We start from the raw sequence: 25,896 nt of genomic DNA on the forward strand, positions 1-25,896 counted from the left end.
AAACCCGGGCCTTGTGAATTACCGGCACAGACCGTGCACAGTACGGTCCCGTTCCTGCAACAGGCCCTGAGGGCCTGCCCGTTGACGGGTGCCAAACACGCCCCGAGAGTAGTAAGAACCCATGAGTGCGTATGGATCATGATGTCCACGCATAAATGATCTGGCTCCGGATGAAAACGCGCTCTCGGTAGGGAATGGGGCAAGTCGGCTCGTATCGGGGGGCTCTGATGGGCAGGGGCGGCACCGTGTTCCGGGGCGCGATCCGCTGGGGCGATGTCGCGCTCGCCTCGATCGCGTCGGTGAGCTGGGCCGTGGTCGCGATGGCGGGCACGGCCGCGCTGGGGCTGCATCTGCTGGGGGCGGACGCGGCGGGCTCGCTCGGTCCGATGACGGCGGCCGTGGTGGTGCTCGGTGCGGGCGGCTCGGTCACCCCGTCCGGCGATGTCTCGGCGTTCGGCCTGAGCGGCGCCGAGGCGCGGACGAACGTCGATTTCACGCCACTGGGTGTCGGTCTGGCGGGTGCCCTGCTGCTCGCCCTCTTCTTCCTGCGCTCACTGCGGGCGGCCGGGGCCACGGTCCCCGGCGCCGAACTGGCGGCGCGCGCGGCCGCGGTGGCGGCGCTCTTCGTCGCCGTCGTCGCCGGTCTCTCCTGGGCCGGGCACGACCTCGTCACGCTGGACGGCACCCGGCTGGGCCCGAGCGGGGCGGACGGGCCGGCGGTGCCGGGCGTCCCCGGCCTCGGGGACATCGCCGGACTGCTGCCGGGCCGGCTCGCCGGCCTCGCGGGCGCCAGGGCGCGGGTCGGCTTCGGCGTGGACACGGGGCACTCGCTGGCGGGCGCGGCGTGCTGGGTGGCGGCGGTCCTGGTGGTCGCCCTCCTCGCCTCGCGCCGCACACCGCTGCCGCGCGCCTGGTCGGCGCTGCACCGGGCGGTACGCCCCGCCGTGTCCGCCGTGGTGACGGTGGTCCTGGTGGCGGTGGCGGCGGGGCTCGCGGCGGCGGCGTACGCGGCGGCCGGGGACGCCCGTCCCGCGCGGATCGCGGGCGCGGCGCTGCTCGGGGCGCCCAACGCGGTGGGGCCGGCGATCCCGCTGGGCCTGTTCGTGCCGTGGAGCGGGCATGCCACCGGCGCGCTCGCCACCGTGCTCCCCGATCCGGTCGGACGGCTGCTGAGCACCGGCTCCGACCGGCCCCTGACCCTGGGGCGGCTCGCCCAACTCGACCAGCGGGTCTGGCTGTTGGCGGTCGCGGCGGCCTGCCTGATGCTGTGCGCGGGGGTGCTGGTCGCGGTCCGGACTCCGGTGGGCGGGCATCCGGGGGGCGCCTTCACGGGGCGGTGCGCGCTGTCGCTGGCCGCCGTGGGCGCGGTGGCGCTGCCCCTTCTGGTGTGGCTCACCGAGGTGTCCGCGAACGCCTCCCTTTCGGTGCTGGGCTTCGACACGTTCGGGGCGGGTCTGGAGCTGCACGGCGACGCGGGCCTCGCTTTGCCGCTCGGCGCCGCGTGGGGCGCTGCGGCGGGCGCCCTGGGCGCGCTGCTCGCCCGGCGGTCGGGGGCGGCGGGGCGCGGCGCGGCAACGCTGGCGAGGCTGAGCCGGGCCGGGGCGGCCGGGCCCCGCGCGGCGACGCCGGGCGAGGTACCGGCGGCAGCCGACGAGCGCGTACCGAGGCAGGCCCACTCGCCCGCGCTGCCCGACCGCGCACCGGGGCCGAACCACTCGCCCGCACCGCCCGACGGCCGCGCACCCGGGCCGAACCTCCCGCCCGCACCACCCGACGACCGCGCACCGGACCCGCACCACCCGATGCCAGAGGGCGCGCCCACGCCGCCCGGCGAGCGGGTACCGGGGCCGTATCGCCCCGCGCCGCCCCACCGCCCGCCGAACCCGGACACCAACCCGTATCTGAAGCTGCCCCCGGACCTGCACGGCTCCCCCACCCTGCCGGAGGGGCCCCGGCGGCGGCCCCGGCCCCGGGCGCGTCCCGAGGAGGGGCCGCCTCCCCCGCCCGGTACGCCGAGGGGGCGCGGCTGAACCGGGCGGGCTGGGGCGGGGCCGCACGGGGGCGGCCCTGTCCGCTGGGCGGGACGCCGTGCGGCCCGGGCGCCGCGTGCCGATACGGTGGGATCACCATGACGCCATCGCCCCTGCCCCCCGCCGGCCAGGGCTCCGACGCCGGTCAGAGCTCTGACGTACCGACCCTCCTCGTCAAGATCTTCGGCAAGGACCGCCCCGGCATCACCGCCGGACTCTTCGACACCCTCGCCGCCTACGCCGTCGACGTCGTCGACATCGAGCAGGTGGTCTCCCGTGGCCGGCTCGTGCTGTGCGCACTGGTCACCGAACCGACCGTGGCCTCCCAGGGCGAGCTGCGCGCCACTGTGCACAGCTGGGCCGAGTCGCTCCGCCTGGAGGCCGAGATCATCTCCGGCACCGGTGACAACAGACCGCGCGGCAGCGGCCGTTCACATGTCACCGTGCTCGGCCACCCGCTGACCGCGGAGTCCACGGCGGCCATAGCGGCCCGTATCGCCGGCACCGGCGGCAACATCGACCGTATCTTCCGGCTCGCCAAGTACCCGGTCACGGCAGTGGAGTTCGCGGTGTCGGGCGTCGAGACGGCGCCCCTGCGCACCGCGCTCGCGACGGAGGCCGCGGCCCAGGGCGTGGACGTGGCCGTCGTCTCGGCGGGGCTGCACCGGCGGGCCCAGCGGCTCGTGGTGATGGACGTGGACTCCACGCTCATCCAGGACGAGGTGATCGAGCTCTTCGCCGCGCACGCCGGCTGCGAGGCCGAGGTCGCCGAGGTCACCGCCCGCGCGATGCGCGGCGAGCTGGACTTCGAGCAGTCGCTGCACGCCCGGGTGGCGCTGCTGCGGGGCCTGGACGCCTCGGTCGTGGACAAGGTGCGGGCCGAGGTCCGCCTCACCCCGGGCGCCCGCACCCTGATCCGCACGCTCAAGGCGCTCGGCTATCAAGTGGGCGTGGTGTCGGGCGGGTTCACCCAGGTGACCGACGACCTCAAGGACCGGCTCGGGCTCGACTTCGCCTCCGCCAACACCCTGGAGATCGAGGACGGGAAGTTCACCGGCCGGGTCACGGGCGAGATCGTGGACCGGGCCGGCAAGGCCCGGCTGCTGCGCAGATTCGCGGCCGAGGCGGGGGTGCCGCTGGCTCAGACGGTGGCGATCGGCGACGGCGCCAACGACCTCGACATGCTGAACGCCGCTGGTCTCGGCGTCGCCTTCAACGCCAAGCCGGTCGTGCGCGAGGCCGCACACACCGCGGTGAACGTGCCCTTCCTCGACACCGTGCTCTATCTGCTCGGCATCACCCGGGAAGAGGTCGAGGCGGCCGACGGCCTCCTCGACTGAGAACCGCCGTACCGAGACGGGCGTACCGGAGCCGTAGCGGGACGCACCTACGGGAAAGGCCCCGGCGCGCGGTGTGCGCCGGGGCCTTCGTCGCGTACGGGACAGGGGGCGAGCCGTCAGTCGTGCGGGGCCCAGAAGTCGACGAGCGTGGCGACGCCGTGCTCCACGGACTTCCAGGAGCCGTTGAAGCTGAGCACGGCGATGGACGAGGTGGGGAAGCCACTGCGGTTCATCCGCGAGAGCGCGTCGCCGTCGGCGTCGCCCGCGAGCGCGTCGGCCATGGCGTGCATCCCCGGGTTGTGACCGATGAGCAGCAGATCACCGACGTCTTCGGGGGTCTCGTTGACCAGCGCGATCAGCTCGCCGAGGGACGCCTCGTACATCCGCTCCTCGTACACCGTGCGCGGGCGCTGCGACAGTTCGTGGACGGCGAGCTTCCAGGTCTCGCGGGTCCTGACGGCGCTGGAGCACAGGGCGAGGTCCGGGGCGATGCCGGTCGCGGCCAGTCGGCGGCCGGCGGCGGGGGCGTCCGCCCTGCCCCGTTCGGCGAGCGGCCGGTCGTGGTCGGACACCTCGGGCCAGTCGGCTTTCGCGTGCCGGAGAAGGACGATCCTGTGCGGTGTATCGACGCTCATGGTTCCCAGCTTCGCATGAATCGCGCCACCGGGCGCAGGGTGTTGAAGGCTCGGCCGGAGGGGTGAGGCGCGTGCTCGGGGAGCCGGGCCGGGGTCAGCGCGCCAGGCTGTGCTGGATGCGGTCGACGAGGTGGGTGAGGGTGCCGTCGCCGGTGGCGGCGTGGGCGTCGCCCGAGCCGATGACGAGGGCGAGGAGCACGAAGAACGCGACGGCGGGCAGCACGACGCCCCACCACGGCAGCTTGAAGTCGACGCCACCGGCGCCCTGTTGGGGGGACCTGGGGTGGGTGTGGGCCGACATGACCGCCTCCGTGAGGTGCTGGGTTCGGGCTCCGCGGGCGGACGGGGTGTCCGTCGCGGTACCTCAGAACCTACGGATGCGAGGGGGGTCGTCCCATCCGGTGACCCACCCACTTGACCCTGACCCTGACCCCCTAGGGGATGGGGGGCCAGCACCACCACGGCCCGGCCGGGCCGTGGTCAGGGGGAGGCGAGCGTCGCGATGACGGCGACCACGACCGTGACGGCGAGCATCGCGCCGAGCACGAGCAGGAGCTTCTTGTGGCTGTTCTGCGGATTGGGTTCGAGCACTGGCATGCGGTCAGTGTCGCATCCCGGTTTGGTCCGCTATCGCCGGGCCCCGGCCTCGTCCTCGATCGTACGGTCGCGCCCGGCCAGGATCCCGACGACGATCTGCGGGACCATCAGGCCCGCCATCAGGGCGATGGGCAGGTCCCAGCCGCCGCTGCGGTCGTGCAGCACGCCGACCAGGAGGGGGCCGGGTATGGAGAGCAGATAGCCGACGCACTGGGCGAAGGCCGACAGGCGCACCACGCCCGCATGGCTCCGGGACCGCTTGCTGATCATCGTCAGGGCGAGCGGGAAGGCGCAGTTGGAGACGCCGAGCAGCAGCGCCCAGGCCCAGGCGCCGGAGGCCGGCGCGAGGTAGAGCCCGGCGTAGCCGGCCAGGCCGCAGGCGCCGAGTGCGACCACGATCGGGCCCTGGCTGCGCAGCCGGTTGACGAGCCACGGGATGACGAAGCCGAGCGGCACGCCCATGACCATGGTGATGGACAGGAGCAGCCCGGCGGTGCCGGCCGAGACGCCCGCGTCGCGGAAGATCGTCGGCATCCAGCCCATGGTGATGTAGGCGCCGGTGGCTTGGAGGCCGAAGAAGCAGGCGAGGGCCCAGGCGGTGCCGCTGCGGGTGATGCGCAGGGCGGGGGCCGCCTCGTCCGTGGCGCCGATGGCCGGGCCCGCGCTGCCGGAGCGGTCGCGGGTCAGCGGGATCCAGACCGCCACGGCGACGACGGCGAGCAGCGCCCAGATGCCGAGGCCCTGGCGCCAGCTGCCGCCGAGCGCGTCGGTGAGGGGCACGGTGGTGACGGCGGCGAGCGAGGTTCCTGCGGCGAGCGCCATCGAGTAGAGCCCGGTCATCGAGCCGACCCGGTCCGGGAAGTACCGCTTGACGATGACCGGCATCAGGACGTTGCTGAGGGCTATGCCCATCAGGGCGAGCGCGCTGGCCGCGAGGAAGGTGACGGTGCCGCCCGCGAAGGAGCGCAGGAGCAGGCCCGCCGTGATGGCGGCCATGCCCGCGAAGACGACGGCGCCGGGGCCGAAGCGGCGGGCCAGGCGCGGCGCCATGATGCCGAAGACGGCGAAGCAGAACGCGGGCACCGAGGTGAGGACGCCGGCGATGCCGCCGCTCATGTGCAGCCCGCCGGTGACCTCCTTCATCAGCGAGCCGAGGCTGGTGATCGCGGGGCGCAGGTTGACCGCGGCGAGCACCAGCGCGAGCGGCACGAGCCAGCGCGTCCACGTCGGCACCCGGGCCGCGCCGGCGGGTGCGGGGGCTTCGGGGGGCGCGGCGGGGACGGTGGGCGCGGGGCTCAGCGTGGTGGTCTCTTCGTCGGGCATGATGCCATCATAGAATCATGGGATGATTGGTTGTCCAATCGATGCAGGTTAGTTTTCCGGTATCCCACCCCCTCTCGGACTGGAGCACCATGACGCTCAGCTCTCCCCGGCGATCCGCCCTCGCCGACCAGGTGATCGCGCAGTTGCGCAACCAGATCACCTCGGGCGAGTGGCCGGTGGGCTCACGCATCCCCACCGAGCCCGAGCTGGTGGAGCAGCTCGGGGTGGCGCGCAACACGGTCCGCGAGGCGGTCCGGGCCCTCGCCCACAACGGGCTGCTCGACATCCGCCAGGGCTCGGGCACCTATGTCGTGGCGACGAGCGAGCTGGCCGGGGTGATGCACCGCCGCTTCGCCGACGCCGATCCCCGCCATGTGGCCGAGCTGCGCTCCACACTGGAGTCGTCGGCGGCCAAGCTGGCCGCCGAGCGGCGCACCGAGCGCGAGCTCAAGCAGCTCGACGCACTCCTGGAGCGGCGCGAAGAGGCCTGGGCCTCGGGTGACCGGGAGGCGTTCGTGGCGGCGGACGCGACGCTGCACCTCGCGGTCGTGGCCGCCTCGCACAACGACGTACTGACCGAGCTGTACGCGGACCTCGGTCATCTGCTGCGCGACTGGCTGCGGGACGACGTGGCTCTGGAGATGACGCCGGAGAACCACATGGACCACGCCCGGATGGTCGACGCGATCCGGCTCGGGGACGCGCAGACGGCCGCGTCCGAGGCCGCGGCCCATGCCTTCATCTGCCTGCCGGACCGCCTCGAAGCCCACTGAGCGCGGCGCCGTCGGTCCTCACCGCGCCGCCGAGCGCGGTGCCGTCGGTCCTCACCGTGCCTTCTGGTGGCTCACCCACACCGCGCGCACGTCCTTCCAGCACCGGTCGGTGAGCCGCACGGTCTGCCCCGGGCCCACCCCCACCGCGGCCGCGTCCGCGTCCAGGTCCCACCAGTTGGCGCAGTCGGTGTGCAGCCGCACCAAGTCGGTGTCCGGGTAGGGGTTGTGGCAGTACGCGGTCACCTGCGAGCCGTGCACGGAGGTGTGGCACGCGGCGCCGAACGGCTCGGGCGCGGGGGCCGCGGGCGGGGCCTCGGGGGCGGTGGCCGCCCGCACCACGGAAGGCGCCGCGAACCCGGCCGCCGCCAGCAGCAGGACGAACAGCAGGGCCAGCGCCCGCCGCTGTCCGACCCTCAGCGGGTGCGCGAGCGGCGGGCGCCGGACCCCGCGCGGGCCCCCCTCGTCCGGGGGACGTGCTCGCGAGGCAGCCACACCCCCACCTCCTCCCCGACCGATCGCCCGACATGTCCGTTTCGATCAGTCTGCGGGGAAGTCGCGGCGCACGCACGGCGGCCGCCCGCCGGAAGGCTCCGGTGGGCGGCCGCGGAACGAGCTGTGCGGGGTCAGGCACCCACGGCGTGCAGACCGCCGTCGACGTGGATGATCTCGCCCGTGGTCTTCGGGAACCAGTCCGAAAGGAGCGCGACGACGCCCTTGCCGGCCGGCTCGGGGTCCGACACGTTCCACTCCATCGGGGAGCGCTGGTTCCACACGTCCGCGAGCTCGCCGAAGCCCGGGATGGACTTGGCGGCCATGGAGCCGATCGGGCCCGCCGAGATCAGGTTGCAGCGGATGTCGTCCTTGCCCAGGTCGCGGGCCATGTACCGGGAGGTCGCCTCCAGGGCGGCCTTGGCCGGGCCCATCCAGTCGTACTGCGGCCAGGCGTACTGCGCGTCGAAGGTGAGACCGACGACCGCACTGCCCGGCGCGAGCAGCTCGCGCAGCGACATGGTGAGCGACTTCAGCGAGAACGCCGAGACGTGCATGGCGGTGGCCACCGACTCGAACGGCGTGTTGAGGAAGTTGCCGCCGAGCGCGTCCTGCGGGGCGAAGCCGATGGAGTGCACGATGCCGTCGAGGCCGCCGAGCTCCTCCTTGACCAGGCCGGCGATCCGGTCCAGGTGCTCCTGGTTGGTCACGTCCAGCTCAAGGACCTTGGCGGGCTTGGGGAGCTTCTTGGCGATGCGCTCGGTCAGGGTCGGCCGCGGGAAGGCGGTCAGGATGACCTCGGCGCCCTGCTCCTGAGCCAGCTTCGCGGTGTGGAAGGCGATGGAGGACTCCATCAGCACACCGGTGATCAGGATGCGCTTGCCCTCAAGAATTCCGCTCATGGTGATCAGTGACCCATGCCCAATCCGCCGTCAACCGGGATGACGGCTCCAGTGATGTACGAGGCGTCGTCCGAGGCGAGGAACTTCACCGCGGCGGCGATCTCCTCGGGCTGCGCGTAGCGGCCCAGCGGCACCTGGGACACGATGCCCGCGCGCTGCTCCTCGGTGAGCACCTTGGTCATGTCGGTGTCGACGAAACCGGGTGCCACGACGTTGAAGGTGATGTTCCGGGACCCGAGCTCACGCGCGAGGGACCGGGCGAAGCCCACCAGACCGGCCTTGGAGGCGGCGTAGTTGGCCTGCCCCGCCGAGCCGAGCAGCCCCACGACGGAGGAGATCAGCACCACGCGGCCCTTCTTGGCCCGCAGCATCGCACGGTTGGCGCGCTTGACCACGCGGAAGGTGCCGGTGAGGTTGGTGTCGAGGACGGAGGTGAAGTCGTCCTCGGACATGCGCATCAGGAGCTGGTCCTTGGTGACGCCGGCGTTGGCGATCAGGACCTCGACGGGACCGTGCTTGTCCTCGATCTCCTTGTAGGCCTGCTCCACCTGCTCGGTGTCCGTGATGTCGCACTTGACGGCGAGGACGCCCAGCTCGGTCAGGGCGGCCGGCGGCTCCCCGGTGCGGTACGTGATCGCGACCTTGTCGCCGCTGTCGGCAAAAGCGCGGGCGATGGCGAGGCCGATGCCCCGGTTACCTCCGGTGATGAGAACCGAGCGGCTCAACGGATCACCCTTTCGATAGGCGGATTCGTACTCCACGCAAACTATCGGTACCGCCCGACTTACGAGGAATCGGGCCCTGACAGTGGCGTGGAACGAGCGCTGTCGGGTCCCTACAGAAAGGCCGTAGTCATGAGGCCGGTCGGCGCGACATGATCGGGGGCGACCGGTCTCGTACGACAGGGGAGACAGCTGTGCCATCAGGGACCCATTCCATCGACGACGCCTTCACGGCGCTGCCGCTGCGCGCACTCGCCGACGCGGCGCTCGCGCGGGCCCGCGCGCTCGGCGCCGATCATGCCGACTTCCGCTTCGAGCGGGTGCGCAGCGCCGCCTGGCGGCTGCGGGACGCGCGGCCCGCCGGCTCCTCCGACACCACCGACCTCGGCTACGCGGTGCGCGTGGTGCACGGCGGAGCCTGGGGGTTCGCCTCGGGCGTCGACCTCTCGATGGACGCGGCGGCCAAGGTCGCCTCCCGGGCGGTGGCCATGGCCAAGCTGTCCGCTCAGGTCATCAAGGCAGCCGGGTCGAACGAGCGGGTGGAGCTCGCGGACGAGCCGGTCCACTCCGAGAAGACCTGGGTCTCGTCGTACGAGGTCGATCCCTTCGGCGTGCCGGACGAGGACAAGAGCGCGCTGCTCGCCGACTGGAGCGCGCGGCTGCTCGGCGCGGCCGGGGTCGAGCACGTGGACGCGTCGCTGCTGACGGTGCACGAGAACAAGTTCTACGCGGACACCGCGGGCACCGTGACCACCCAGCAGCGGGTGCGGCTGCACCCCCAGCTCACCGCGATCGCGGTGGACCGCACCACCGGCGAGTTCGACTCGATGCGCACCCTGGCGCCGCCGGCCGGGCGCGGCTGGGAGTACCTGACCGGGACCGGCTGGGACTGGGACGCGGAGCTGGAGGAGATCCCGGCGCTTCTGGCCGAGAAGATGCGGGCCCCCCGCGTCGAGGGCGGCCGCTACGACCTGGTGGTGGACCCGTCCAACCTGTGGCTGACCATCCACGAGTCGATCGGCCACGCCACCGAGCTGGACCGCGCGCTGGGCTACGAGGCGGCGTACGCGGGCACCTCGTTCGCCACGTTCGACCAGCTGGGGAAGCTGGCGTACGGCTCACCGGTGATGAACGTGACCGGCGACCGGACCGCGGAGCACGGGCTCGCCACGATCGGCTACGACGACGAGGGGGTGGCGGCGCAGTCCTGGGACCTGGTGAAGGACGGCACCCTGGTGGGCTATCAACTCGACCGCCGCATCGCGAAGTTGACCGGTCTGGGCCGTTCCAACGGCTGCGCCTTCGCCGACTCCTCCGGGCACGTCCCGGTCCAGCGGATGGCGAACGTCTCGCTCCAGCCGGACCCGGGCGGGCTCTCCACGGAGGATCTGATCGGCGGGGTCGAGCGCGGCATCTACGTGGTAGGCGACCGCTCGTGGTCGATCGACATGCAGCGCTACAACTTCCAGTTCACCGGCCAGCGCTTCTTCCGCATCGAGAACGGGCGCCTGGCGGGCCAGCTCCGCGATGTCGCCTACCAGGCGACCACCACCGACTTCTGGGGCTCCATGGAGAAGGTCGGCGGCCCCCAGACGTATGTCCTGGGCGGCGCCTTCAACTGCGGCAAGGCCCAGCCGGGCCAGATCGCCGCGGTCTCCCACGGCTGCCCCTCCGCCCTGTTCCGCGGCGTCAACATCCTCAACACCACGCAGGAGGCGGGTCGATGAAGCACGGGTCCCAGCACAGCGCCCCCGGCCGGGGGTCCGGGGGGCGTCCCCCGGGTCAGCACAGTCTCAACACCACGCAGGAGGCGGGTCGATGAGCTCGCGTACGACCGTCAAGCCGCACGAGATCGTCGAGCGGGCCCTGGAGCTGTCCACCGCGGACGGCTGTGTGGTCATCGCCGACGAGCAGTCCTCGGCCAATCTGCGCTGGGCCGGCAACGCGCTGACCACCAACGGCGTGACCCGGGGACGCACCCTCACCGTGATCGCCACGGTGGACGGCGCCCAGGGCACCGCCTCCGGTGTCGTCTCGCGTTCGGCCGTCACCGCCGACGACCTGGAGTCCCTGGTGCGGGCCGCGGAGTCGGCCGCGCGCGGGGCCGGCCCCGCGGAGGACGCCCAGCCGCTGGTCACCGGCGTCCCGGTGGCGGCGGACTTCACGGACGCCCCCGCCGAGACGACCTCCGCCGTGTTCACCGACTTCGCGCCCGCCCTCGGCGAGGCCTTCGCGCGGGCCCGGGCCGGCGGGCGCGAGCTGTACGGCTTCGCCAACCACGAACTGAGCTCCACCTACCTGGGTACGTCCACGGGGCTGCGGCTGCGCCACGACCAGCCCAACGGCACCCTGGAACTCAACGCCAAGTCCCCGGACCGGACCCGCTCGGCATGGGCGGGGCGGGCGACGGCGGACTTCAAGGACGTCGACCCGGGCGCGCTCGACGAGGAGCTGGCCCGCCGCCTCGGCTGGGCCGAGCGCCGCATCGACCTGCCCGCCGGGCGGTACGAGACCCTGCTGCCGCCGACCGCGGTGGCCGATCTGCTGATCTACCAGATCTGGTCGGCCGCGGCCCGGGACGCCGCCGAGGGCCGGACCGTGTTCTCGAAGCAGGGCGGCGGCACCCGCCTCGGCGACACCCTCTCGCCGCTCCCGCTCACACTGCGCAGCGACCCGAACGAGCCGGGCCTGGAGTACGCGCCGTTCCAGGTGGCGCACTCCTCGGGCGACACGGAGTCGGTGTTCGACAACGGGCTCCCGCTGACCGCGACCGACTGGATCCGCGGGGGCCGGCTGGAGAACCTGGTCACCACCCGGCACAGCGCCGCCCTGACCGGCCTGCCGCTCGCCCCCTCCCCCGGCAACCTGATCCTGGACGCCGGCGGCGGGCGCACCCTGGACGAGATGGTCGCCGCCACCGAGCGCGGGCTGCTCCTGACGTGCCTGTGGTACATCCGCGAGGTGGACCCGGCCACGCTGCTCCTGACCGGTCTGACCCGCGACGGGGTGTATCTCGTGGAGAACGGCGAGGTGGTCGGCGAGGTGAACAACTTCCGGTTCAACGAGTCGCCGGTCGACCTGCTCTCGCGGGCCACCGAGGCGGGCCGCACCGGCAAGACCCTGCCGCGGGAGTGGAACGACTACTTCACCCGGACCGCGATGCCCGCGCTGCGCGTCCCCGACTTCAACATGAGCTCGGTCAGCCAGGGTGTGTGACCCGCCTAGACTGGCGTTCCCACCCCCATCACCACAAGGAGACCCGGAACCGTGACGGACATCGTCGACGAGCTGAAGTGGCGCGGGCTTTTCTCGCTGTCCACTGACGAGGACGCATTGCGCAAGGCTCTCGCGGACGGTCCCGTCACGTTCTATTGCGGCTTCGACCCGACCGCGGCCAGCCTGCACGTCGGGCACCTGGTGCAGGTCCTCACCGTCCGCCGGCTCCAGCAGGCCGGGCACCGGCCGCTGGCGCTCGTGGGCGGCGCGACCGGTCAGATCGGTGACCCGCGCCCGACCGCCGAGCGCACCCTGAACGACCCGGAGACGGTCGCGAACTGGGTGAACCGGCTGCGGAGCCAGATCGAGCCGTACCTGTCCTTCGAGGGCGAGAACGCGGCCGTGATGGTCAACAACCTGGACTGGACCGCGGGCATGTCCGCGATCGAGTTCCTGCGGGACATCGGCAAGCACTTCCGGGTCAACAAGATGCTCACCAAGGACTCGGTGGCCCGCCGCCTGGAGTCCGAACAGGGCATCAGCTACACGGAGTTCAGCTACCAGCTGCTCCAGGGCATGGACTTCCTGGAGCTGTACCGGCGCTACGGCTGCACCCTCCAGCAGGGCGGCAGCGACCAGTGGGGCAACCTCACCGCCGGGCTGGACCTGATCCACCGCCTGGAGCCGGACGCCGAGGTGCACTGCCTGGCGACGCCGCTGATGGTCAAGGCGGACGGCACCAAGTTCGGCAAGACCGAGGGCGGGGCGGTGTGGCTCGACCCGGAGATGACCACGCCGTACGCGTTCTACCAGTTCTGGCTGAACGTGGACGACCGGGACATCTCGACGTACATGCGCATCCTCTCCTTCCAGTCCCGCGAGGAGCTGGAGGAGATCGAGAAGCTCACCGAGGAGCGCCCGCAGGCGCGGGCCGCCCAGCGGGCGCTCGCCGAGGAGCTGACCACCCTGGTGCACGGCGCGGACCAGTGCGCGGCCGTCATCGACGCGTCCAAGGCGCTGTTCGGCCAGGGCGAGCTGGCCGAGCTCGACGAGGCGACGCTGGCCGCCGCCCTGTCCGAGCTGCCGAACGCGAAGGTGACCGAGCTCGGCCCGGTCACCGACCTGTTCGCCGAGGTGGGCCTGGTGGCCAGCAAGTCGGCGGCCCGCCGCACCGTGAAGGAGGGCGGCGCCTACGTGAACAACGTGAAGGTGACGGCCGAGGACGCGGTGGCCACGGCGGAGGAACTCCTGCACGGGCGCTGGCTGGTGCTGCGCCGGGGCAAGAAGAACCTGGCGGCCGTCGAGGTCGTCGGCGCCTGACCGTTCACGGCACCAAGGGGCGCCTGACCGTTCCCGGCACATGGGCGCCCTGACCGCCGACAGCACAAAAAAGAGGGCGGCTCCTTCGCGGAGCCGCCCTCTTCGTGCTGCCGTCAGGCTCTCTGCCTGTTGCCCCGCACCGCCATGTAGAGCATGTCGCCCAGGAAGACGATGACGACGGCGGCCGCGATCTGGAGTCCGTGCCGGCCCCAGTCGATGCCCTTGGTCTCGGCGATCCCGATCGCGCGGGCGATCGAGTTGCCGACCACGCCGCCGATGATGCCGAAGATGGTGGTCAGCCAGAGCGGACTGTGCTGCTTGCCGGGAATGATCGCCTTGGCGATGAGACCGAGCACGAATCCCACGATGATGGCCCACAACCAGCCCATGGCTGCCTCCTTGTACGGCTCGACGTGAGCAGGTTCAGCCAGTGTCGGCCCGTCCTCGGTACGGCGCATGTCGGATACGTCCATACGTGGTGGGTACTGGGGCATCCGCGCAGGTTGAAGCCGCCCCGGTCTCGAACCCGGCGGACCCTCGGCGTACGGTGATAGCAGTCCGGGCCGGGGAGAGCCCGCCGTGGAATTCGGGTGGTGGAACGTGATGCGGAAGCAGAGCAGCGGCCAGGTCTTCCGGATCACCGGAGCCCGCCGGTCGCTCGACGAGGACGTCCGGGGCCGGCAGCGGCGCTATGTGATCTCGATGTCGATCCGCACCCTGTCGGTGGTGCTGACCGCGGTGCTGTGGAACGTCGAGCGTCCTGTCGCGATTGTGACGCTGGTGCTCGGCGCGCTGCTGCCCTATGTGGCGGTCGTGTTCGCCAACGCGGGCCGGGAGAACGTGACTTCGCTGCCCTCCACCTTCATTCCCGCACCCGTCCGGCCGGCGCTCGGCGCGGCCCCCGTGGGCGGCCCCGCGGAATCCCCGGCGGAGGCCGGAGACGGTGACCCGCAGTGGCGTGCGCACGAGCACGGCTGATTCGTCACCGTCCGCGAAGCTCAAGAAAACCTCAGATCAATCATGAAGTTCCGGTGCACCACACCGGGTCCCCCATGACATACTTCGTAAGCGCTCCGCATCCCCCGTCGGAGCGACGGACCGACGCCGGGCAGCTCCCCCCGTGGCTGCTCGGCGTCGCCTTTGTACGGGGCAGTGGGCCGCTTCGCACCAGGCCGCATGCCGCACAATTGTCTCTGTGAGTGACGAGACCAGCGACGAGACCCCCATCTGTTCCGCCAAGGGCTGCCGTGCCGACGCCGTGTGGGTGCTGGCGTGGAACAACCCGAAGATCCACACGCCGGAGCGCCGCAAGACCTGGCTCGCGTGCGACGAGCACCGCGAGCACCTGTCCCAATTCCTGGGCGTGCGGGGGTTCTTGAAGGACGTGGTGACGCTCGCCGAGTGGGAGTCGTCAGCCGCCGATCGCTGACATCGGGCGGTCGGGCTGGAGGAAGGAGGGGTCGTCGAGGCCGGAGCCGGCCTTCTTGCCCCACATCGCCAGCTTCCACAGGCGGGCGATCTCCTCGTCCCCGGCGTCCGAGCGCAGGGCCGCGCGCAGGTCGGACTCCTCGCGGGCGAACAGGCAGGTGCGCACCTGGCCGTCGGCGGTGAGCCGGGTCCGGTCGCAGGAGCCGCAGAACGGGCGGGTCACCGAGGCGATGACGCCCACGGTGTGCGGGCCCCCGTCGACCACCCAGCGCTCGGCGGGCGCGGAGCCCCGCTCGTCCTCCCCCTCGGGCGTCAGCGTGAAGCGCGTACGCAGCGAGGCCAGGATGTCACCGGCGGTGATCATGCCGTCGCGCTTCCAGCCGTGCTGGGCGTCGAGCGGCATCTGCTCGATGAAGCGGAGCTCGTAGTCGTGCTCGACGGCCCAGGCCAGCAGGTCGGGGGCCTCGTCGCCGTTGAGGCCCGGCATCAGGACGGTGTTGACCTTGACCGGGGTCAGACCCGCCTCGCGGGCGGCCTGCATGCCCTCGATGACGTCCTTGTGGCGGTCGCGCCGGGTGAGCGTCTTGAAGACCTCGGGCCGCAGGGTGTCCAGGGAGACGTTGACGCGGTCGAGGCCGGCCGCCTTCAGGGCACCGGCGGTGCGCTTGAGGCCGATGCCGTTGGTGGTGATCGACATCCGGGGGCGGGGCTCCAGGGCGGCGCAGCGCTCGACGATTCCGACCAGTCCGGGCCGCAGCAGCGGCTCGCCGCCGGTGAAGCGGACCTCGGTGATGCCGAGGTCCGTGACGGCGATGCGGATGAGGCGGACGATCTCGTCGTCGGTCAGCAGATCCGGCTTGGCCAGCCACTGCAGGCCCTCTTCCGGCATGCAGTAGGTGCACCGCAGGTTGCACCGGTCGGTGAGCGAGACGCGCAGGTCGGTGGCCACCCGGCCGTAGGTGTCGATGAGCACTTGTGGGCCCCCTCCCCTGTCCGTCGATGTTCGCCCGGAGTTCGGTCGAACGTCTGCCGCATGTGTATACACCCGAGCCTACGCGAGACCTGTGACAACGGGAGGGGCCGATTGTCACGAGGTGCGGCGAGGCCGTGTCGTAGGGTCCTACGACACGGCCTCGGCCATCCGCCGTGCGGATGTACGTCGCGGGCGGCCCTCAGTGGGCGCCGATGCCCGTCAGGGACTTGACCTCCAGCTCCGCGTACTTGCCCCGGTCGGGCTCCTCCTTGGAGAGCAGCGATCCGATCCAGCCGAGCAGGAAGCCCAGCGGGATCGAGATGAGGCCCGGGTTCTCCAGCGGGAACCAGTGGAAGTCGACGCCCTTGAACATGGACGTCTTCGGGTTGCCGGACACGACGGGCGAGAACAGCACCAGGAACACCGAGCTGAACAGGCCGCCGTAGATCGACCAGAGGGCGCCCTGGGTGGTGAAGCGCTTCCAGAACAGGCTGTAAAGGATGGTCGGCAGGTTCGCGGAGGCGGCCACCGCGAAGGCCAGCGCGACGAGCCCGGCCACGTTCATGTCGCGGGCGAAGGCGCCGAGCAGGATCGCGACCGCGCCGATGAAGACGGTGGCCCAGCGCGCGGCCCGCATCTCCTCCTTCTCGGTCGCCTTCCCCTTGCGGATCACATTGGCGTAGATGTCGTGCGCGAAGGAGGACGACGAGGCGAGGGTGAGGCCGGCGACGACGGCGAGGATGGTCGCGAAGGCGACCGCCGAGATCACCGCGAGCAGAGTCGCGCCGCCGGTGGTGCCGACGCCGCCGCCGAGGTATTCGGCGAGCTGCGGGGCCGCGGTGTTGCCCGCCGGGTTCTGCGCCTTGATGGCCGCGGGCCCGACCAGGGCCGCCGCGCCGAAGCCGAGGGCGATCGTCATCAGGTAGAAGGCGCCGATGATGCCGATCGCCCAGTTCACCGACTTCCGGGCGGCCTTGGCGGTGGGCACCGTGTAGAAGCGGATCAGGATGTGCGGCAGGCCGGCGGTGCCGAGCACCAGGGCGATGCCGAGCGAGAGGAAGTCCAGCTTGGAGGTGCCGTTCACGCCGTACTTCAGGCCCGGCTCCAGGAACGCCGCGCCCTTGCCGCTCTTCTCGGCGGCGCTGCCGAGCAGGTCGGAGACGTTGAAGTGGAACTTGAGCAGCACCAGGAAGGTCATGAGGAGCGCGCCCGCGATGAGCAGCACGGCCTTGACCATCTGCACCCAGGTGGTGCCCTTCATGCCGCCGATGGTGACGTACACGATCATCAGGACGCCGACGAGGGCGACGATGAGGATCTTGCCGGCGTCGGTGGTGATGCCGAGCAGCAGCGAGACGAGGACACCGGCGCCGGCCATCTGCGCCAGCAGATAGAAGATCGACACGACGATGGTGGAGGCGCCGGCCGCGGTGCGCACGGGCCGCTGCCTCATCCGGTAGGCGAGCACGTCGCCCATCGTGTAGCGGCCGGAGTTGCGCAGCGGTTCGGCGACGAGCAGGAGCGCCACCAGCCAGGCGACCAGGAAGCCGATGGAGTAGAGGAAGCCGTCGTAGCCGAACAGGGCGATGGCTCCGGCGATGCCGAGGAAGGACGCGGCGGACATGTAGTCGCCGGAGACCGCGAGGCCGTTCTGGAACGCGGTGAACTGACGGCCGCCCGCGTAGAAGTCGGAGGCGTTCTTGGTCTGCCGGCCGGCCCAGACGGTGATGGCGAGGGTGGCGGCGACGAACACCGCGAACAGGGTGATGATCAGGGGCCGGTGCTCGGTGGTCGAGGCGGCCGCGGCGAGCGGGACGAGGACGGGGCTCATACGTCGGCCTCCATACGGGACTTGATGGCCTCGGCCTTGGGGTCGAGCTTCGCCGCGGCGTGCCGCGAGTAGAACCAGGCGATGAGGAACGTGGTCAGGAACTGGGCGAGGCCGAAGACGAAGGCCACGTTGATGTTGCCGATGACCTTGGTGCCCATGAAGCCGCCCGCGTAGTTGGACAGCAGCACGTACAGCAGGTACCAGATGATGAAGGCGATGGTCAGCGGGAAGGCGAACGAGCGGTGGGCGCGGCGGAGTTCAGCGAATTCCGCGCTCTGCTGCTCCGCGACGAATGCCTCGGTGCTGGGCTGGACTGGGCCGGGGGCCGCCCCGGCTTCGGGCGGCGGCGCGTCGGTGGCCACGGAATCTCCTCGCGATGCGGAAGCGGATCCGGATGGTGCGGATGCGGACGGTGCGGATGCGGATGGTGCGGACAGTGCGGATGCGGACGGTGGTGGGGACGGGGATGCGGCGGGCACGGACAGGTCGGACATGGGGTCTCCGCCGGGGATGGGATGCGGTCCCCCTGACAACGGCACGGGGCGCGGGCCGTCTCGGTTCAGTCCGGCCGTTTTTCTCCTTGGCGGATCCCGGACGGGCGCGTGGCGCGTTCCGTGCTCCCCCTGGCGCGAACCGCGTGACTTTCCGCGCGAACTCGGCGGAAGGCGTTGATCCGCCGAGTTGATCGGCGATAGCTTCACTGCTCCTCCTTCCGTTTCCTCCTTCCGTTACGTACCGAGAGTTCCGCCAACCCCATGGAGACCCCATGCCGTTGCACATCTCCCGTACGCGCCGCGGCGTCGCGGCCTCGGCGGGCCTGGCCACCGCCGTCGCGCTCGCGCTGCTCCCCGGCACCGCTTCGGCCGCCCCCACCGCTGCCGGAGCCACCCCCGCGAAGGCGGCGGCGACCGCCGGTCCCGAGCTGAGCTACATCGTCAACGTCCGCCCCGGGCAGGGGAATTCGGCCCGGGTCCAGAGAGCCGTGGCGCAGGCGGGCGGCTCGGTGCTCCAGGCGTACGACCGGATAGGCGTGCTCGTCGTGCACTCCGCGAACCCGGACTTCGCCAAGACGATCCGCACGGTGCGGGGCGTCGACTCGGCGGGCGCGACCCGCACCGCGCCACTGCCCGCGCAGTCCACCACCGATGTGGGCAGCCCGAAGCACCTCACCGCCGAGGACCTCAAGGCCGCCTCCGCCAAGGCGGCGCCGGGCGAGGATCCGCTGGAGCCGCTCCAGTGGGACCTGAAGGCGATCAAGGCGGACAAGGCGCACGAGAAGACGCTGGGCAGCTCCAAGGTCACGGTCGGCGTGATCGACACGGGCGTGGACGACACCCACCCCGACATCGCGCCCAACTTCGACCGGGCCAAGTCGGTCAGCTGCATCACCGGCAAGCCGGACACCACGGACGGCGCCTGGCGCCCGTTCACCACCGGCGGCTCCCCGCACGGCACCCATGTCGCGGGCGAGATCGCGGGCGCCAAGAACGGCGTGGGCATCACCGGGGTGGCGCCCGGGGTGAAGGTCGCGGCCATCAAGGTGTCCACGCAGGGCGGCAGCTTCTTCTACACCGAGGCCGTGGTCTGCGGCTTCATGTGGGCGGCCGAGCACCACATCGACGTGACGAACAACAGCTATTACACCGACCCGTGGTACTTCAACTGCAAGAACGACCCCGACCAGAAGGCACTGATCGAGGCGATCACCCGGGCCTCGAAGTACGCCGAGTCCAAGGGCACGGTGAACGTGGCCGCGGCCGGCAACGAGAACTACGACTTCGCGTCCGACTCGATCACCGACCCCGCGAGCCCCAACGACACCACCCCGGGCAGCCGGGTGATCGACCCGCACCAGTGCCTGGACATCCCGACCCAGCTGCCGGGTGTGGTAACGGTCGCGTCGACCGGCGCCAAGGGCATCAAGTCGTCGTTCTCCAACTACGGGCTCGGGGTCATCGACATCGCCGCCCCGGGCGGCGACTCGACCGCGTACCAGCCGCCGCAGGCCCCGGCCACCAGCGGTCTCATCCTCGGGCCGGTGCCCGGCGGCACGTGGGCGTACATGGCCGGAACGTCCATGGCGACGCCCCATGTGGTGGGCGTGGCGGCCCTGTTGAAGTCGACGCACCCGCATGCGTCGGCGTTCCAGATCAAGGCGCTGCTCGCGCTCCAGGCGGACCGGACCCCGTGCACCACGCCGTACGACATCAACGGTGACGGGAAGGCGGACGCGGTCTGCCAGGGCGGCAGGTTCTACAACGGCTTCTACGGGGCGGGCATCACCAACGCCCTCAACGCCGTGCAGTAACAAGTGGATCAAGGCAGTTGAAGGGGGCCGCCCGCATCGCGGACGGCCCCCTTCGGTGTGCTGTGGCCCGTTACGGCTTGACGAGGACCTTGAGAGCGGTGCGGTCGTCCATCGCCCGGTAGCCGTCGGGCACGCCCTCGATGCCGACCGTGCGGTCGAAGACCGGGGACGGGTCGATGGTGCCGTCGAGGACGTCGGCGAGCAGCTCGGGGATGTAGGTGCGCACGGGGGCGACGCCGCCGCGCAGCGCGATGTTGCGGTCGAACATGACGCCGAGGTCGAGCCCGGTGCCGCTGCCGTGCGGGACGCCGACGTAGCCGATGGCGCCGCCGTCGCGGGTGATGTCGACGGCGGTGCGCATGGACTGCTCGGTGCCGACGGCCTCGATGACGGCGTGCGCGCCCTGGCCGCGGGTCAGCTCGCGCACCGCGGCCACGGCGGCCTCGCCGCGCTCGGCGACGACATCGGTGGCGCCGAAGAGCTTCGCGATGTCGGTACGGACCTGGTGGCGGCCGAGCGCGATGATCCGCTCCGCGCCGAGCCGCTTGGCGGCGAGCACCCCGCACAGGCCGACGGCGCCGTCCCCGACGACGGCGACGGTCGAGCCGGTCCTGACGCCGGCGCCGATGGCCGCGTGGTGGCCGGTGCCCATGACGTCGGACAGCGCGAGCAGCGCGGTGAGCAGGCGGTCGTCGGAGGCGGCTTCGGCGGGGAGCTTGACGAGGGTGCCGTCGGCGAACGGCACGCGGACGGCTTCGCCCTGGCCGCCGTCGGAGCCGACCGAGCCCCAGAACCCGCCCTGCGGGCAGGAGGTGGTCAGGCCCTCGGAGCAGAAGTCGCAGGTGCCGTCGGACCAGACGAAGGGCGCCACGACGAGGTCGCCCTTGCGCAGTCCGCGCACCTCGGAGCCCGCCTCCTCGACGATGCCGAGGAACTCGTGGCCGATGCGCTGGCCGGGCTGTCGGGCGGACTCGCCGCGGTAGGCCCACAGGTCACTGCCGCAGATGCAGGCCCGCAGGACCCGGACGACCGCGTCGGTGGACACCTGGATGCGGGGGTCCGGCACCTCCTCCACCCGGATGTCGTGGGGGGCGTGGATGACGGTGGCGCGCATGCTACGGGTCCTTGCCGGTCAGGGGGTGGTTCGGGACTCCTCACGGTACGCCTGTGCGAGAAGTGCCTGCGCCCCGAGATAGGTCAGCATGATCCAGAAGTCGGGGCGGGGCGGCTGCGGCCAGTTCGCGACGCCGGTGGCGATGAGGGTGTCGGAGAGCAGGAACAGGGCGCCGCCGAGGCCGACGATCGGTCCGAGCCGGGAGGAGCGGTAGGCCATCGCGGTGAGCAGCAGGCTGTACCCGGCGACCGGGATCCGCAGCCCGGCGGGCAGGTCCGGCCAGAGCGCGGCGACGGTGGCCAGGAGTGCGATCCCGTACGCGGCGCCGAGCCCGGGGTGGGTGCGGCCGCGCCCGAACAGGACGAGGTAGCAGACGTGCCCGGCGGCGAAGCAGCCCATGCCGAGCAGGAAGGCGGCATCGGCTCCGGAGAGCAGGAACACGTCGCCGCCCCAGCCGCACAGCAGCGCGGCGATGAGCAGTCGCGGGCCGCCCCGCGTGTACACGTGCGCGGCGAGCAGGGGCATGAGGAGCGGCTTGGCGATCAGGTGCCCGGGGTGCCACCCGGCGAGCAGCGCGATCAGGTCGAGGGCGCCGGCGGCCGCGAAGGCGAGGAGGAGCGGGGCGGCCGCGGCGGGGTGCCGCGCGCCCGTGCTCAGCGGTGGCCCGAGCGGCACGGCGTCCGCGCGCGGTCGCGTCATACGGCGCGCTCCGCCACGGCGGCGCCCCCGGCGACCGGCTCGGTGGCGGTCGCGTCGGCGGTGGCCGGCTCGGTGGCGAGTGCCGGGGTGGCCGTCGCCGCTGATGCCGCCAGCGCCGCCGCCACCACTGCCCGCGGCTGCCAGCCCGGGCCGCGGAAGATCCGGCCGGCCCGCTCCGGCCAGGTGCGGGCGGCGCGTACGTCGCGGGCGATGGCGGCGTATTCGTGGGTGGCGACGCGCAGCGGGTTGTAGGTGGCGATGTTCTTGGTGAGCCCGAACACGGGCCGTTCGGTCTCGGCGGTGAACGAGCCGAACATCCGGTCCCAGATGATCAGGATGCCGCCGAAGTTCCGGTCGAGGTAGCCGCCCTGCGAGGCGTGGTGCACCCGGTGGTGGGAGGGCGTGTTGAGGACGAACTCGAAGGGCCGGGGCAGCTTCCCGACCCGCTCGGTGTGCACCCAGAACTGGTAGACGAGGTTCGCCGAGGAGCAGAACGCGAGCACCGCCGGGTGCACGCCGAGCGCGATGAGCGGCACGTAGAAGGGCCACACGGTCCAGCTCGTCCAGGGCTGGCGCAGCGCGGTGGTGAGGTTGAACTTGCGGCTGGAGTGGTGCACCACATGACAGGCCCACAGGATCCGGATCACATGGTGGCCGCGGTGCGACCAGTAGTAGAAGAAGTCCTGCCCGAGCAGCATCAGCGGCACGGTCCACCACAGGACCGGGATCGCGAGCGGGGTGAGGGCGTAGACCGCCGTGTAGAGGGCGACGATCGGAATCTTCCACAACGCGTCGAAGACCAGGCTGCCGAGCCCCATGCCGACGCTGGTGGCGGCGTCCTTCGTCTCGTACCCGGCGGCGTCCTCGTCCGGATGGAGCCGGTAGCTGACCATCTCGACGACGGTGAGCAGCACGAAGGCGGGTATCGACCACAGCACGACATCGGGCAGGTTCGGCGACATGTCTGCACCGTAGGGGCGGGGCGGCGGCCCCGGCTAGATGTTGTTACCGACAAGTATGCGAGACGCGTTGTCAGCAGGCTTTGGTGAGTTCTGCCAATCCGAGCGAGCGGGCGCGGCGTACGATCGCTGGCACCGGTGCGCTCTGGGGGAGGCAACTGCGGTGCCAGGCTTGGAAGTTGTGGTGGTACGTCTCGCGAGCACGGTGGTCTCGACGGTCGCGAAGTCGATCCTGGCCCCCCGGCCGGGCGCGGGCCTGGTGACGGGGCCGCTGCGCCCCCTGCCGAAGCCGGCCTCGCCGGACCGCCTCGCGAAGGTGCTCGGCCACCGCTTGGACGAGGCGTATGCCACCCTCCCCGAGCACGAGCGGACGGCGGCCGCCGACGCGGTACGGGACTCCTTCGCGGCTGCGGGGACGCTGGACGCGGACCGCCTCTTCGCGCTCGGCCTCGCCCCCGAGCGCCTGGCCGCCGAACTGCGCCGCCCGCACCCCGGCCCCGGCGAGGCCCTCTACGAGGAGCTTCTGGCCCTCTGCTGCGCCCATGTCCTGGAGCAGCTCACGGCGCACCCCGCGTTCGCGGCGCGGGCCGCGGTCGAGCAGACCAGGGCGGCGGACGCGGCACGGGAGCTGATCGAGGACGTACGCGACCGGGTGGGCCCGCACCCCGAGGCGGCCGCCCTCGCCTTCGAGGAGAGGTACGCGCGGTACGTGGCCCAGGCGCACGGCCGGCTCGAACTGTTCGGCCTCACCCTCGGGCGCTCCGCGAGCGAATGGCCACTCGACACGGCGTACATCAGCCTGACCGTCAGCGGCGAGCCCCGTCAGGCGATGGGACTGCCCGACACCGGGGCCGCGACGGTGAGCGTGGAGCAGGCACTGGCCGGCACCGACCGGCTGCTCCTGCGCGGCGCGGCGGGCTCGGGCAAGTCCACGCTGATCCAGTGGCTGGCGCTGAACTCCGCCCGCCGGACCTTCGGCCCCGAACTGGCCGACTGGAACAGGTGCGTTCCCTTCGTACTGCGCCTGCGGGCGTTCACCGCGGCCGAGTCACTGCCGATGCCGGAGGACTTCCTGCGCTCTGCCGGGGTGCCGTTCGCTCCCCCGCCCGGCTGGACCGAATCCCTCCTGTCCGCAGGCCGGGCGCTGGTCCTGGTGGACGGCGTGGACGAGGTGCCGCTGCGCCTGCGGGCCCGCACGGAGACCTGGCTGAAGTCCCTGGTGACCGCGTTCCCCCGGGCCCGGTACGTGGTGACGACCCGGCCCTCGGCGGTCTCGGAGGACTGGCTGGCGGGCCGGGGGTTCGTCGCGCACTCGCTGCTGCCGATGGAGCGGGAGGACGTGCGCGCGTTCGTGGCGCACTGGCACGGCTCGGCGCGGCTCGGCTGCCCGTCGCCCGAGGAACGCGCCCGCCTCGACGCCTACGAGGCCGCCCTCCTGAGCGCGGTGACCTCCCGCCGCGATCTGGGGCGGCTCGCCACCAACCCGCTGATGTGCGCGCTGCTGTGCGCCCTGAACCGGGACCGCCGCATGCAACTGCCGCGCGCCCGCAAGGAGTTGTACGACGCGGCGCTGGACATGCTGCTCGTGCGCCGGGACACCGAGCGGGAGATCACCGGCGTCGAGGGCGTCACCCTCACCCGCGACGAGCAGACGGCCCTGCTCCAGCGGCTCGCGTACTGGCTGATCCGCAACGGGCTCGCGGAGGCGGACCGGGACGAGGCCGCCGCGATGGTGACGGAGTGGCTCGCCGCGATGCCGCAGGTGACGGGCGAGCCCGGCCAGGTCTTCGCCCACCTCCTCATCCGCAGCGGGCTGCTGCGCGAGCCGGTCCCGGGCGCGGTCGGGTTCGTGCACCGCACCTTCCAGGACTACCTGGGCGCGAAGGCGGCGGTGGAGGACCGGGACTTCGGGGTCCTCGTACGCAACGCGCACGACGACACGTGGGACGACGTGGTGCGGATGGCCGTGGGGCACGCGCGGGTCGACGAACGGGCCCGGCTGTTGCGCCAGTTGCTCCGCCGAGCCGACCACGCGCCGCGCCTGCGGCACCGCCTGGTCCTGCTGGCCGCGGCCTGCCTTGAGCACGCGCCGGAACTCGACCCCGCGGTGCGGGCCGATGTGGAGGCGCGGGCGCGGGAGTTGATGCCGCCGCGCACGTGGGGCGAGGCGGAGGCCCTGGCCAAGGTGGGGCCGCTGGTGCTTGAGCTGCTTCCCGGGCCGGGCGAGCTGAACGAGAGGGAGGCAGCCGCCGTCGTGCGGACCGCCGGGATCATCGGCGGAGATGCGGCGCTGGAGGTCCTGAAGGGGTTCGGTGCGGAGGAACGCTCCATGGTCCGGGCTCAACTCAGCCTCTTCTGGGACAGGTTCGACGCAGCGAGGTACGCGACCGAAGTGCTCGGCAGGTCGGCCGGGTGGGACAACGTCTACCTCAACGTGCGGACCGAGGAGCAACGGGCGCAGCTGGGGCGGCTGCACGGGATGAGGCTGATCACCCTGGAGGGCGACCAGCCCCTCGCGGATGACGTGCTCTCCCTCCCGAACCTCATCCACCTGGTGCTCGTGTCGAACAATGCCGTCGCCGATCTGAGCCCGCTGAGCCGACTGCCCGCCCTGGAGCGGGTAGGACTCGACACCTGCCGGGAGGTCCGGGACATCGGGCCGCTCTGCGACCTTCCCGGGATGCGTTCCCTGTCCCTGCTCAATCTCGGCCCCGGTCTGTCCCTCGCGCCGCTGTCCCGGCTCGGCCGTCTGACGGGCCTGATGCTGGGAACTCCCGGCGAGACGCGCAGCCTCGCCGAACTCCCGCCCCTGGAAGGGCTTGCCGTCCTCGGGCTGTACCGCCGGTCCGAAGGGATCAGCCTGGACGGCATCGAACGATGGCCGCATCTGCACACACTGACCATCACGGGCGTGACCCAGGCGAAGGGGCTCGCCCGGACGCCCGTGCCGCAGGAGCTGATGTCGCTCCAGGTCCTCGACCACCCGGACCTGAACGTGTCGGACCTGACTCGGCACTCCGGCCTGAAGTCACTCCAGCTCAGCGGGTGCCACCTGGTGGGCGGCCTCGCGGCCCTGCGTGAACTGCCGGAGCTGCGCCATGTGAGCTTCTACAACTGCACGGGCCAGGTCGATCTCAGCGCACTCGCCCTGCTGGACAGACTCCGCATCCGCACCCAGCTCACCCCGGTGCGAGGAGCCGAACAGATCCCGCCCGAACGCCTGCAACAGGACTGACC

General features: G+C 71.9%; 24 protein-coding genes. 10 read left to right on the forward strand and 14 right to left on the reverse strand.

The genetic code is table 11. The features are described from left to right. Window positions 1-227: 227 nt before the first annotated feature. The gene (locus CG740_RS08070; protein ID WP_100574319.1) at window positions 228-2,030 is read left to right on the forward strand and encodes a streptophobe family protein; all 1,803 of its coding nucleotides are present in this window, start codon (window positions 228-230) and stop codon (window positions 2,028-2,030) included. Window positions 2,031-2,128: 98 nt separating this feature from the next. Next, a complete protein-coding gene (gene serB, locus CG740_RS08075) occupies window positions 2,129-3,370 on the forward strand; it encodes a phosphoserine phosphatase SerB (RefSeq protein ID WP_100574320.1) in 1,242 nt (413 codons plus the stop codon). Between the two features lie 116 nt (window positions 3,371-3,486). On the opposite strand, the gene CG740_RS08080 is transcribed toward serB, so the two are convergent. The 4 genes from CG740_RS08080 to CG740_RS08090 all read right to left on the reverse strand — a co-directional run bounded on the left by CG740_RS08080 (window position 3,487) and on the right by CG740_RS08090 (window position 5,925). Next, the gene (locus tag CG740_RS08080) at window positions 3,487-4,005 is read right to left on the reverse strand and encodes a SixA phosphatase family protein (protein ID WP_100574321.1); all 519 of its coding nucleotides are present in this window, start codon (window positions 4,003-4,005) and stop codon (window positions 3,487-3,489) included. 94 nt (window positions 4,006-4,099) lie between these two features. Continuing rightward, the gene (locus tag CG740_RS08085) at window positions 4,100-4,306 is read right to left on the reverse strand and encodes a hypothetical protein (protein WP_100574322.1); all 207 of its coding nucleotides are present in this window, start codon (window positions 4,304-4,306) and stop codon (window positions 4,100-4,102) included. 179 nt (window positions 4,307-4,485) lie between these two features. Continuing rightward, window positions 4,486-4,602: an SGM_5486 family transporter-associated protein gene (locus CG740_RS41505; protein WP_261711291.1), complete on the reverse strand. Its 117-nt coding sequence runs from the start codon at window positions 4,600-4,602 to the stop codon at window positions 4,486-4,488. Between the two features lie 30 nt (window positions 4,603-4,632). After that, window positions 4,633-5,925 (reverse strand): CynX/NimT family MFS transporter, encoded by a 1,293-nt coding sequence (locus CG740_RS08090; protein WP_100574323.1) that lies wholly within the window; start codon window positions 5,923-5,925, stop codon window positions 4,633-4,635. Between the two features lie 89 nt (window positions 5,926-6,014). Here CG740_RS08090 and CG740_RS08095 point away from each other — a divergent pair, with 89 nt between their 5' ends. Beyond that, window positions 6,015-6,698 (forward strand): FadR/GntR family transcriptional regulator, encoded by a 684-nt coding sequence (locus CG740_RS08095; protein WP_100574324.1) that lies wholly within the window; start codon window positions 6,015-6,017, stop codon window positions 6,696-6,698. A 51-nt stretch (window positions 6,699-6,749) separates the two neighbouring features. Here the strand turns inward: CG740_RS08095 and CG740_RS08100 are convergent, their stop codons facing one another. From CG740_RS08100 to fabG, 3 genes are all read right to left on the reverse strand, one after another. After that, window positions 6,750-7,115: a hypothetical protein gene (locus tag CG740_RS08100; RefSeq protein WP_100574677.1), complete on the reverse strand. Its 366-nt coding sequence runs from the start codon at window positions 7,113-7,115 to the stop codon at window positions 6,750-6,752. A 206-nt stretch (window positions 7,116-7,321) separates the two neighbouring features. Beyond that, window positions 7,322-8,089, reverse strand: a complete 768-nt coding sequence (fabI, locus tag CG740_RS08105; protein WP_100574325.1) for an enoyl-ACP reductase FabI — start codon at window positions 8,087-8,089, stop codon at window positions 7,322-7,324. Between the two features lie 5 nt (window positions 8,090-8,094). After that, window positions 8,095-8,814, reverse strand: coding sequence for a 3-oxoacyl-[acyl-carrier-protein] reductase (gene fabG, locus CG740_RS08110; RefSeq protein WP_100574326.1), 720 nt, complete (start codon window positions 8,812-8,814; stop codon window positions 8,095-8,097). Between the two features lie 212 nt (window positions 8,815-9,026). Between fabG and CG740_RS08115 the strand changes: the two genes are divergently transcribed. The 3 genes from CG740_RS08115 (at window position 9,027) to tyrS (ending at window position 13,347) form a co-directional block, all read left to right on the forward strand. Next, window positions 9,027-10,538, forward strand: coding sequence for a TldD/PmbA family protein (locus CG740_RS08115; RefSeq protein ID WP_100574678.1), 1,512 nt, complete (start codon window positions 9,027-9,029; stop codon window positions 10,536-10,538). Between the two features lie 91 nt (window positions 10,539-10,629). Further along, window positions 10,630-12,027: a TldD/PmbA family protein gene (locus CG740_RS08120; protein ID WP_100574327.1), complete on the forward strand. Its 1,398-nt coding sequence runs from the start codon at window positions 10,630-10,632 to the stop codon at window positions 12,025-12,027. Between the two features lie 51 nt (window positions 12,028-12,078). Next, a complete protein-coding gene (tyrS, locus tag CG740_RS08125) occupies window positions 12,079-13,347 on the forward strand; it encodes a tyrosine--tRNA ligase (protein ID WP_100574328.1) in 1,269 nt (422 codons plus the stop codon). A gap of 113 nt (window positions 13,348-13,460) precedes the next feature. Here the strand turns inward: tyrS and CG740_RS08130 are convergent, their stop codons facing one another. Beyond that, window positions 13,461-13,736, reverse strand: coding sequence for a GlsB/YeaQ/YmgE family stress response membrane protein (locus tag CG740_RS08130; RefSeq protein ID WP_100574329.1), 276 nt, complete (start codon window positions 13,734-13,736; stop codon window positions 13,461-13,463). Between the two features lie 214 nt (window positions 13,737-13,950). Here CG740_RS08130 and CG740_RS08135 point away from each other — a divergent pair, with 214 nt between their 5' ends. Then, window positions 13,951-14,325 carry a DUF3099 domain-containing protein gene (locus CG740_RS08135; RefSeq protein ID WP_100574679.1) on the forward strand — a complete coding sequence of 125 codons (375 nt, stop codon included), beginning with the start codon at window positions 13,951-13,953 and terminating at the stop codon, window positions 14,323-14,325. Window positions 14,326-14,542: 217 nt separating this feature from the next. Further along, entirely contained in the window at window positions 14,543-14,776 is a 234-nt protein-coding gene (locus tag CG740_RS08140; RefSeq protein ID WP_100574330.1) for a hypothetical protein, read from the forward strand. Here the strand turns inward: CG740_RS08140 and moaA are convergent. The 3 genes from moaA to CG740_RS08155 form a co-directional block, all read right to left on the reverse strand. Further along, a complete protein-coding gene (moaA, locus tag CG740_RS08145) occupies window positions 14,759-15,748 on the reverse strand; it encodes a GTP 3',8-cyclase MoaA (protein ID WP_100574331.1) in 990 nt (329 codons plus the stop codon). The two genes, CG740_RS08140 and moaA, sit on opposite strands and share 18 nt — an antisense overlap. Window positions 15,749-15,947: 199 nt before the next feature. Beyond that, entirely contained in the window at window positions 15,948-17,579 is a 1,632-nt protein-coding gene (locus CG740_RS08150) for a solute symporter family protein (protein ID WP_100574332.1), read from the reverse strand. After that, entirely contained in the window at window positions 17,576-17,941 is a 366-nt protein-coding gene (locus CG740_RS08155; protein ID WP_100574333.1) for a DUF485 domain-containing protein, read from the reverse strand. Before CG740_RS08155 ends, CG740_RS08150 begins: the two co-directional genes overlap by 4 nt. 404 nt (window positions 17,942-18,345) lie before the next feature. On the opposite strand from CG740_RS08155, the gene CG740_RS08160 reads away from it, so the two are divergent. Further along, window positions 18,346-19,887, forward strand: coding sequence for a S8 family peptidase (locus CG740_RS08160; RefSeq protein WP_100574334.1), 1,542 nt, complete (start codon window positions 18,346-18,348; stop codon window positions 19,885-19,887). Between the two features lie 70 nt (window positions 19,888-19,957). On the opposite strand, the gene CG740_RS08165 is transcribed toward CG740_RS08160, so the two are convergent. The 3 genes from CG740_RS08165 to CG740_RS08175 are packed head-to-tail and all read right to left on the reverse strand — an operon-like array spanning window position 19,958 to window position 22,662. Beyond that, entirely contained in the window at window positions 19,958-21,001 is a 1,044-nt protein-coding gene (locus CG740_RS08165) for a zinc-dependent alcohol dehydrogenase family protein (RefSeq protein ID WP_100574335.1), read from the reverse strand. A gap of 18 nt (window positions 21,002-21,019) precedes the next feature. Next, window positions 21,020-21,700, reverse strand: a complete 681-nt coding sequence (locus CG740_RS08170) for a lysoplasmalogenase (protein ID WP_100574336.1) — start codon at window positions 21,698-21,700, stop codon at window positions 21,020-21,022. Then, entirely contained in the window at window positions 21,697-22,662 is a 966-nt protein-coding gene (locus tag CG740_RS08175) for a sterol desaturase family protein (RefSeq protein ID WP_100574337.1), read from the reverse strand. The genes CG740_RS08170 and CG740_RS08175 overlap by 4 nt, the downstream gene beginning before the upstream one ends. A gap of 178 nt (window positions 22,663-22,840) precedes the next feature. On the opposite strand from CG740_RS08175, the gene CG740_RS08180 reads away from it, so the two are divergent. Next, complete coding sequence (locus CG740_RS08180; RefSeq protein ID WP_324901078.1) at window positions 22,841-25,894, forward strand: NACHT domain-containing protein; 3,054 nt, start codon at window positions 22,841-22,843, stop codon at window positions 25,892-25,894. The last annotated feature ends 2 nt before the right edge of the window (window positions 25,895-25,896 follow it).

The organism is Streptomyces sp. CB01201 (assembly GCF_002803085.1).
Classification (GTDB): Bacteria; Actinomycetota; Actinomycetes; order Streptomycetales; family Streptomycetaceae; genus Streptomyces; species Streptomyces hundungensis.

What these genes read in the sequence shown, in the direction of transcription:
- CG740_RS08070 (WP_100574319.1), top strand. Translation starts at nt 228, where the DNA reads ATGGGCAGGGGCGGCACCGTGTTCCGGGGCGCGATCCGCTGGGGCGAT.
- serB (WP_100574320.1), top strand. Translation starts at nt 2,129, where the DNA reads ATGACGCCATCGCCCCTGCCCCCCGCCGGCCAGGGCTCCGACGCCGGT.
- CG740_RS08080 (WP_100574321.1), bottom strand. Translation starts at nt 4,005, where the DNA reads ATGAGCGTCGATACACCGCACAGGATCGTCCTTCTCCGGCACGCGAAA.
- CG740_RS08085 (WP_100574322.1), bottom strand. Translation starts at nt 4,306, where the DNA reads ATGTCGGCCCACACCCACCCCAGGTCCCCCCAACAGGGCGCCGGTGGC.
- CG740_RS41505 (WP_261711291.1), bottom strand. Translation starts at nt 4,602, where the DNA reads ATGCCAGTGCTCGAACCCAATCCGCAGAACAGCCACAAGAAGCTCCTG.
- CG740_RS08090 (WP_100574323.1), bottom strand. Translation starts at nt 5,925, where the DNA reads ATGCCCGACGAAGAGACCACCACGCTGAGCCCCGCGCCCACCGTCCCC.
- CG740_RS08095 (WP_100574324.1), top strand. Translation starts at nt 6,015, where the DNA reads ATGACGCTCAGCTCTCCCCGGCGATCCGCCCTCGCCGACCAGGTGATC.
- fabI (WP_100574325.1), bottom strand. Translation starts at nt 8,089, where the DNA reads ATGAGCGGAATTCTTGAGGGCAAGCGCATCCTGATCACCGGTGTGCTG.
- CG740_RS08120 (WP_100574327.1), top strand. Translation starts at nt 10,630, where the DNA reads ATGAGCTCGCGTACGACCGTCAAGCCGCACGAGATCGTCGAGCGGGCC.
- CG740_RS08130 (WP_100574329.1), bottom strand. Translation starts at nt 13,736, where the DNA reads ATGGGCTGGTTGTGGGCCATCATCGTGGGATTCGTGCTCGGTCTCATC.
- CG740_RS08135 (WP_100574679.1), top strand. Translation starts at nt 13,951, where the DNA reads ATGCGGAAGCAGAGCAGCGGCCAGGTCTTCCGGATCACCGGAGCCCGC.
- CG740_RS08150 (WP_100574332.1), bottom strand. Translation starts at nt 17,579, where the DNA reads ATGAGCCCCGTCCTCGTCCCGCTCGCCGCGGCCGCCTCGACCACCGAG.
- CG740_RS08160 (WP_100574334.1), top strand. Translation starts at nt 18,346, where the DNA reads ATGCCGTTGCACATCTCCCGTACGCGCCGCGGCGTCGCGGCCTCGGCG.
- CG740_RS08165 (WP_100574335.1), bottom strand. Translation starts at nt 21,001, where the DNA reads ATGCGCGCCACCGTCATCCACGCCCCCCACGACATCCGGGTGGAGGAG.
- CG740_RS08170 (WP_100574336.1), bottom strand. Translation starts at nt 21,700, where the DNA reads ATGACGCGACCGCGCGCGGACGCCGTGCCGCTCGGGCCACCGCTGAGC.
- CG740_RS08175 (WP_100574337.1), bottom strand. Translation starts at nt 22,662, where the DNA reads ATGTCGCCGAACCTGCCCGATGTCGTGCTGTGGTCGATACCCGCCTTC.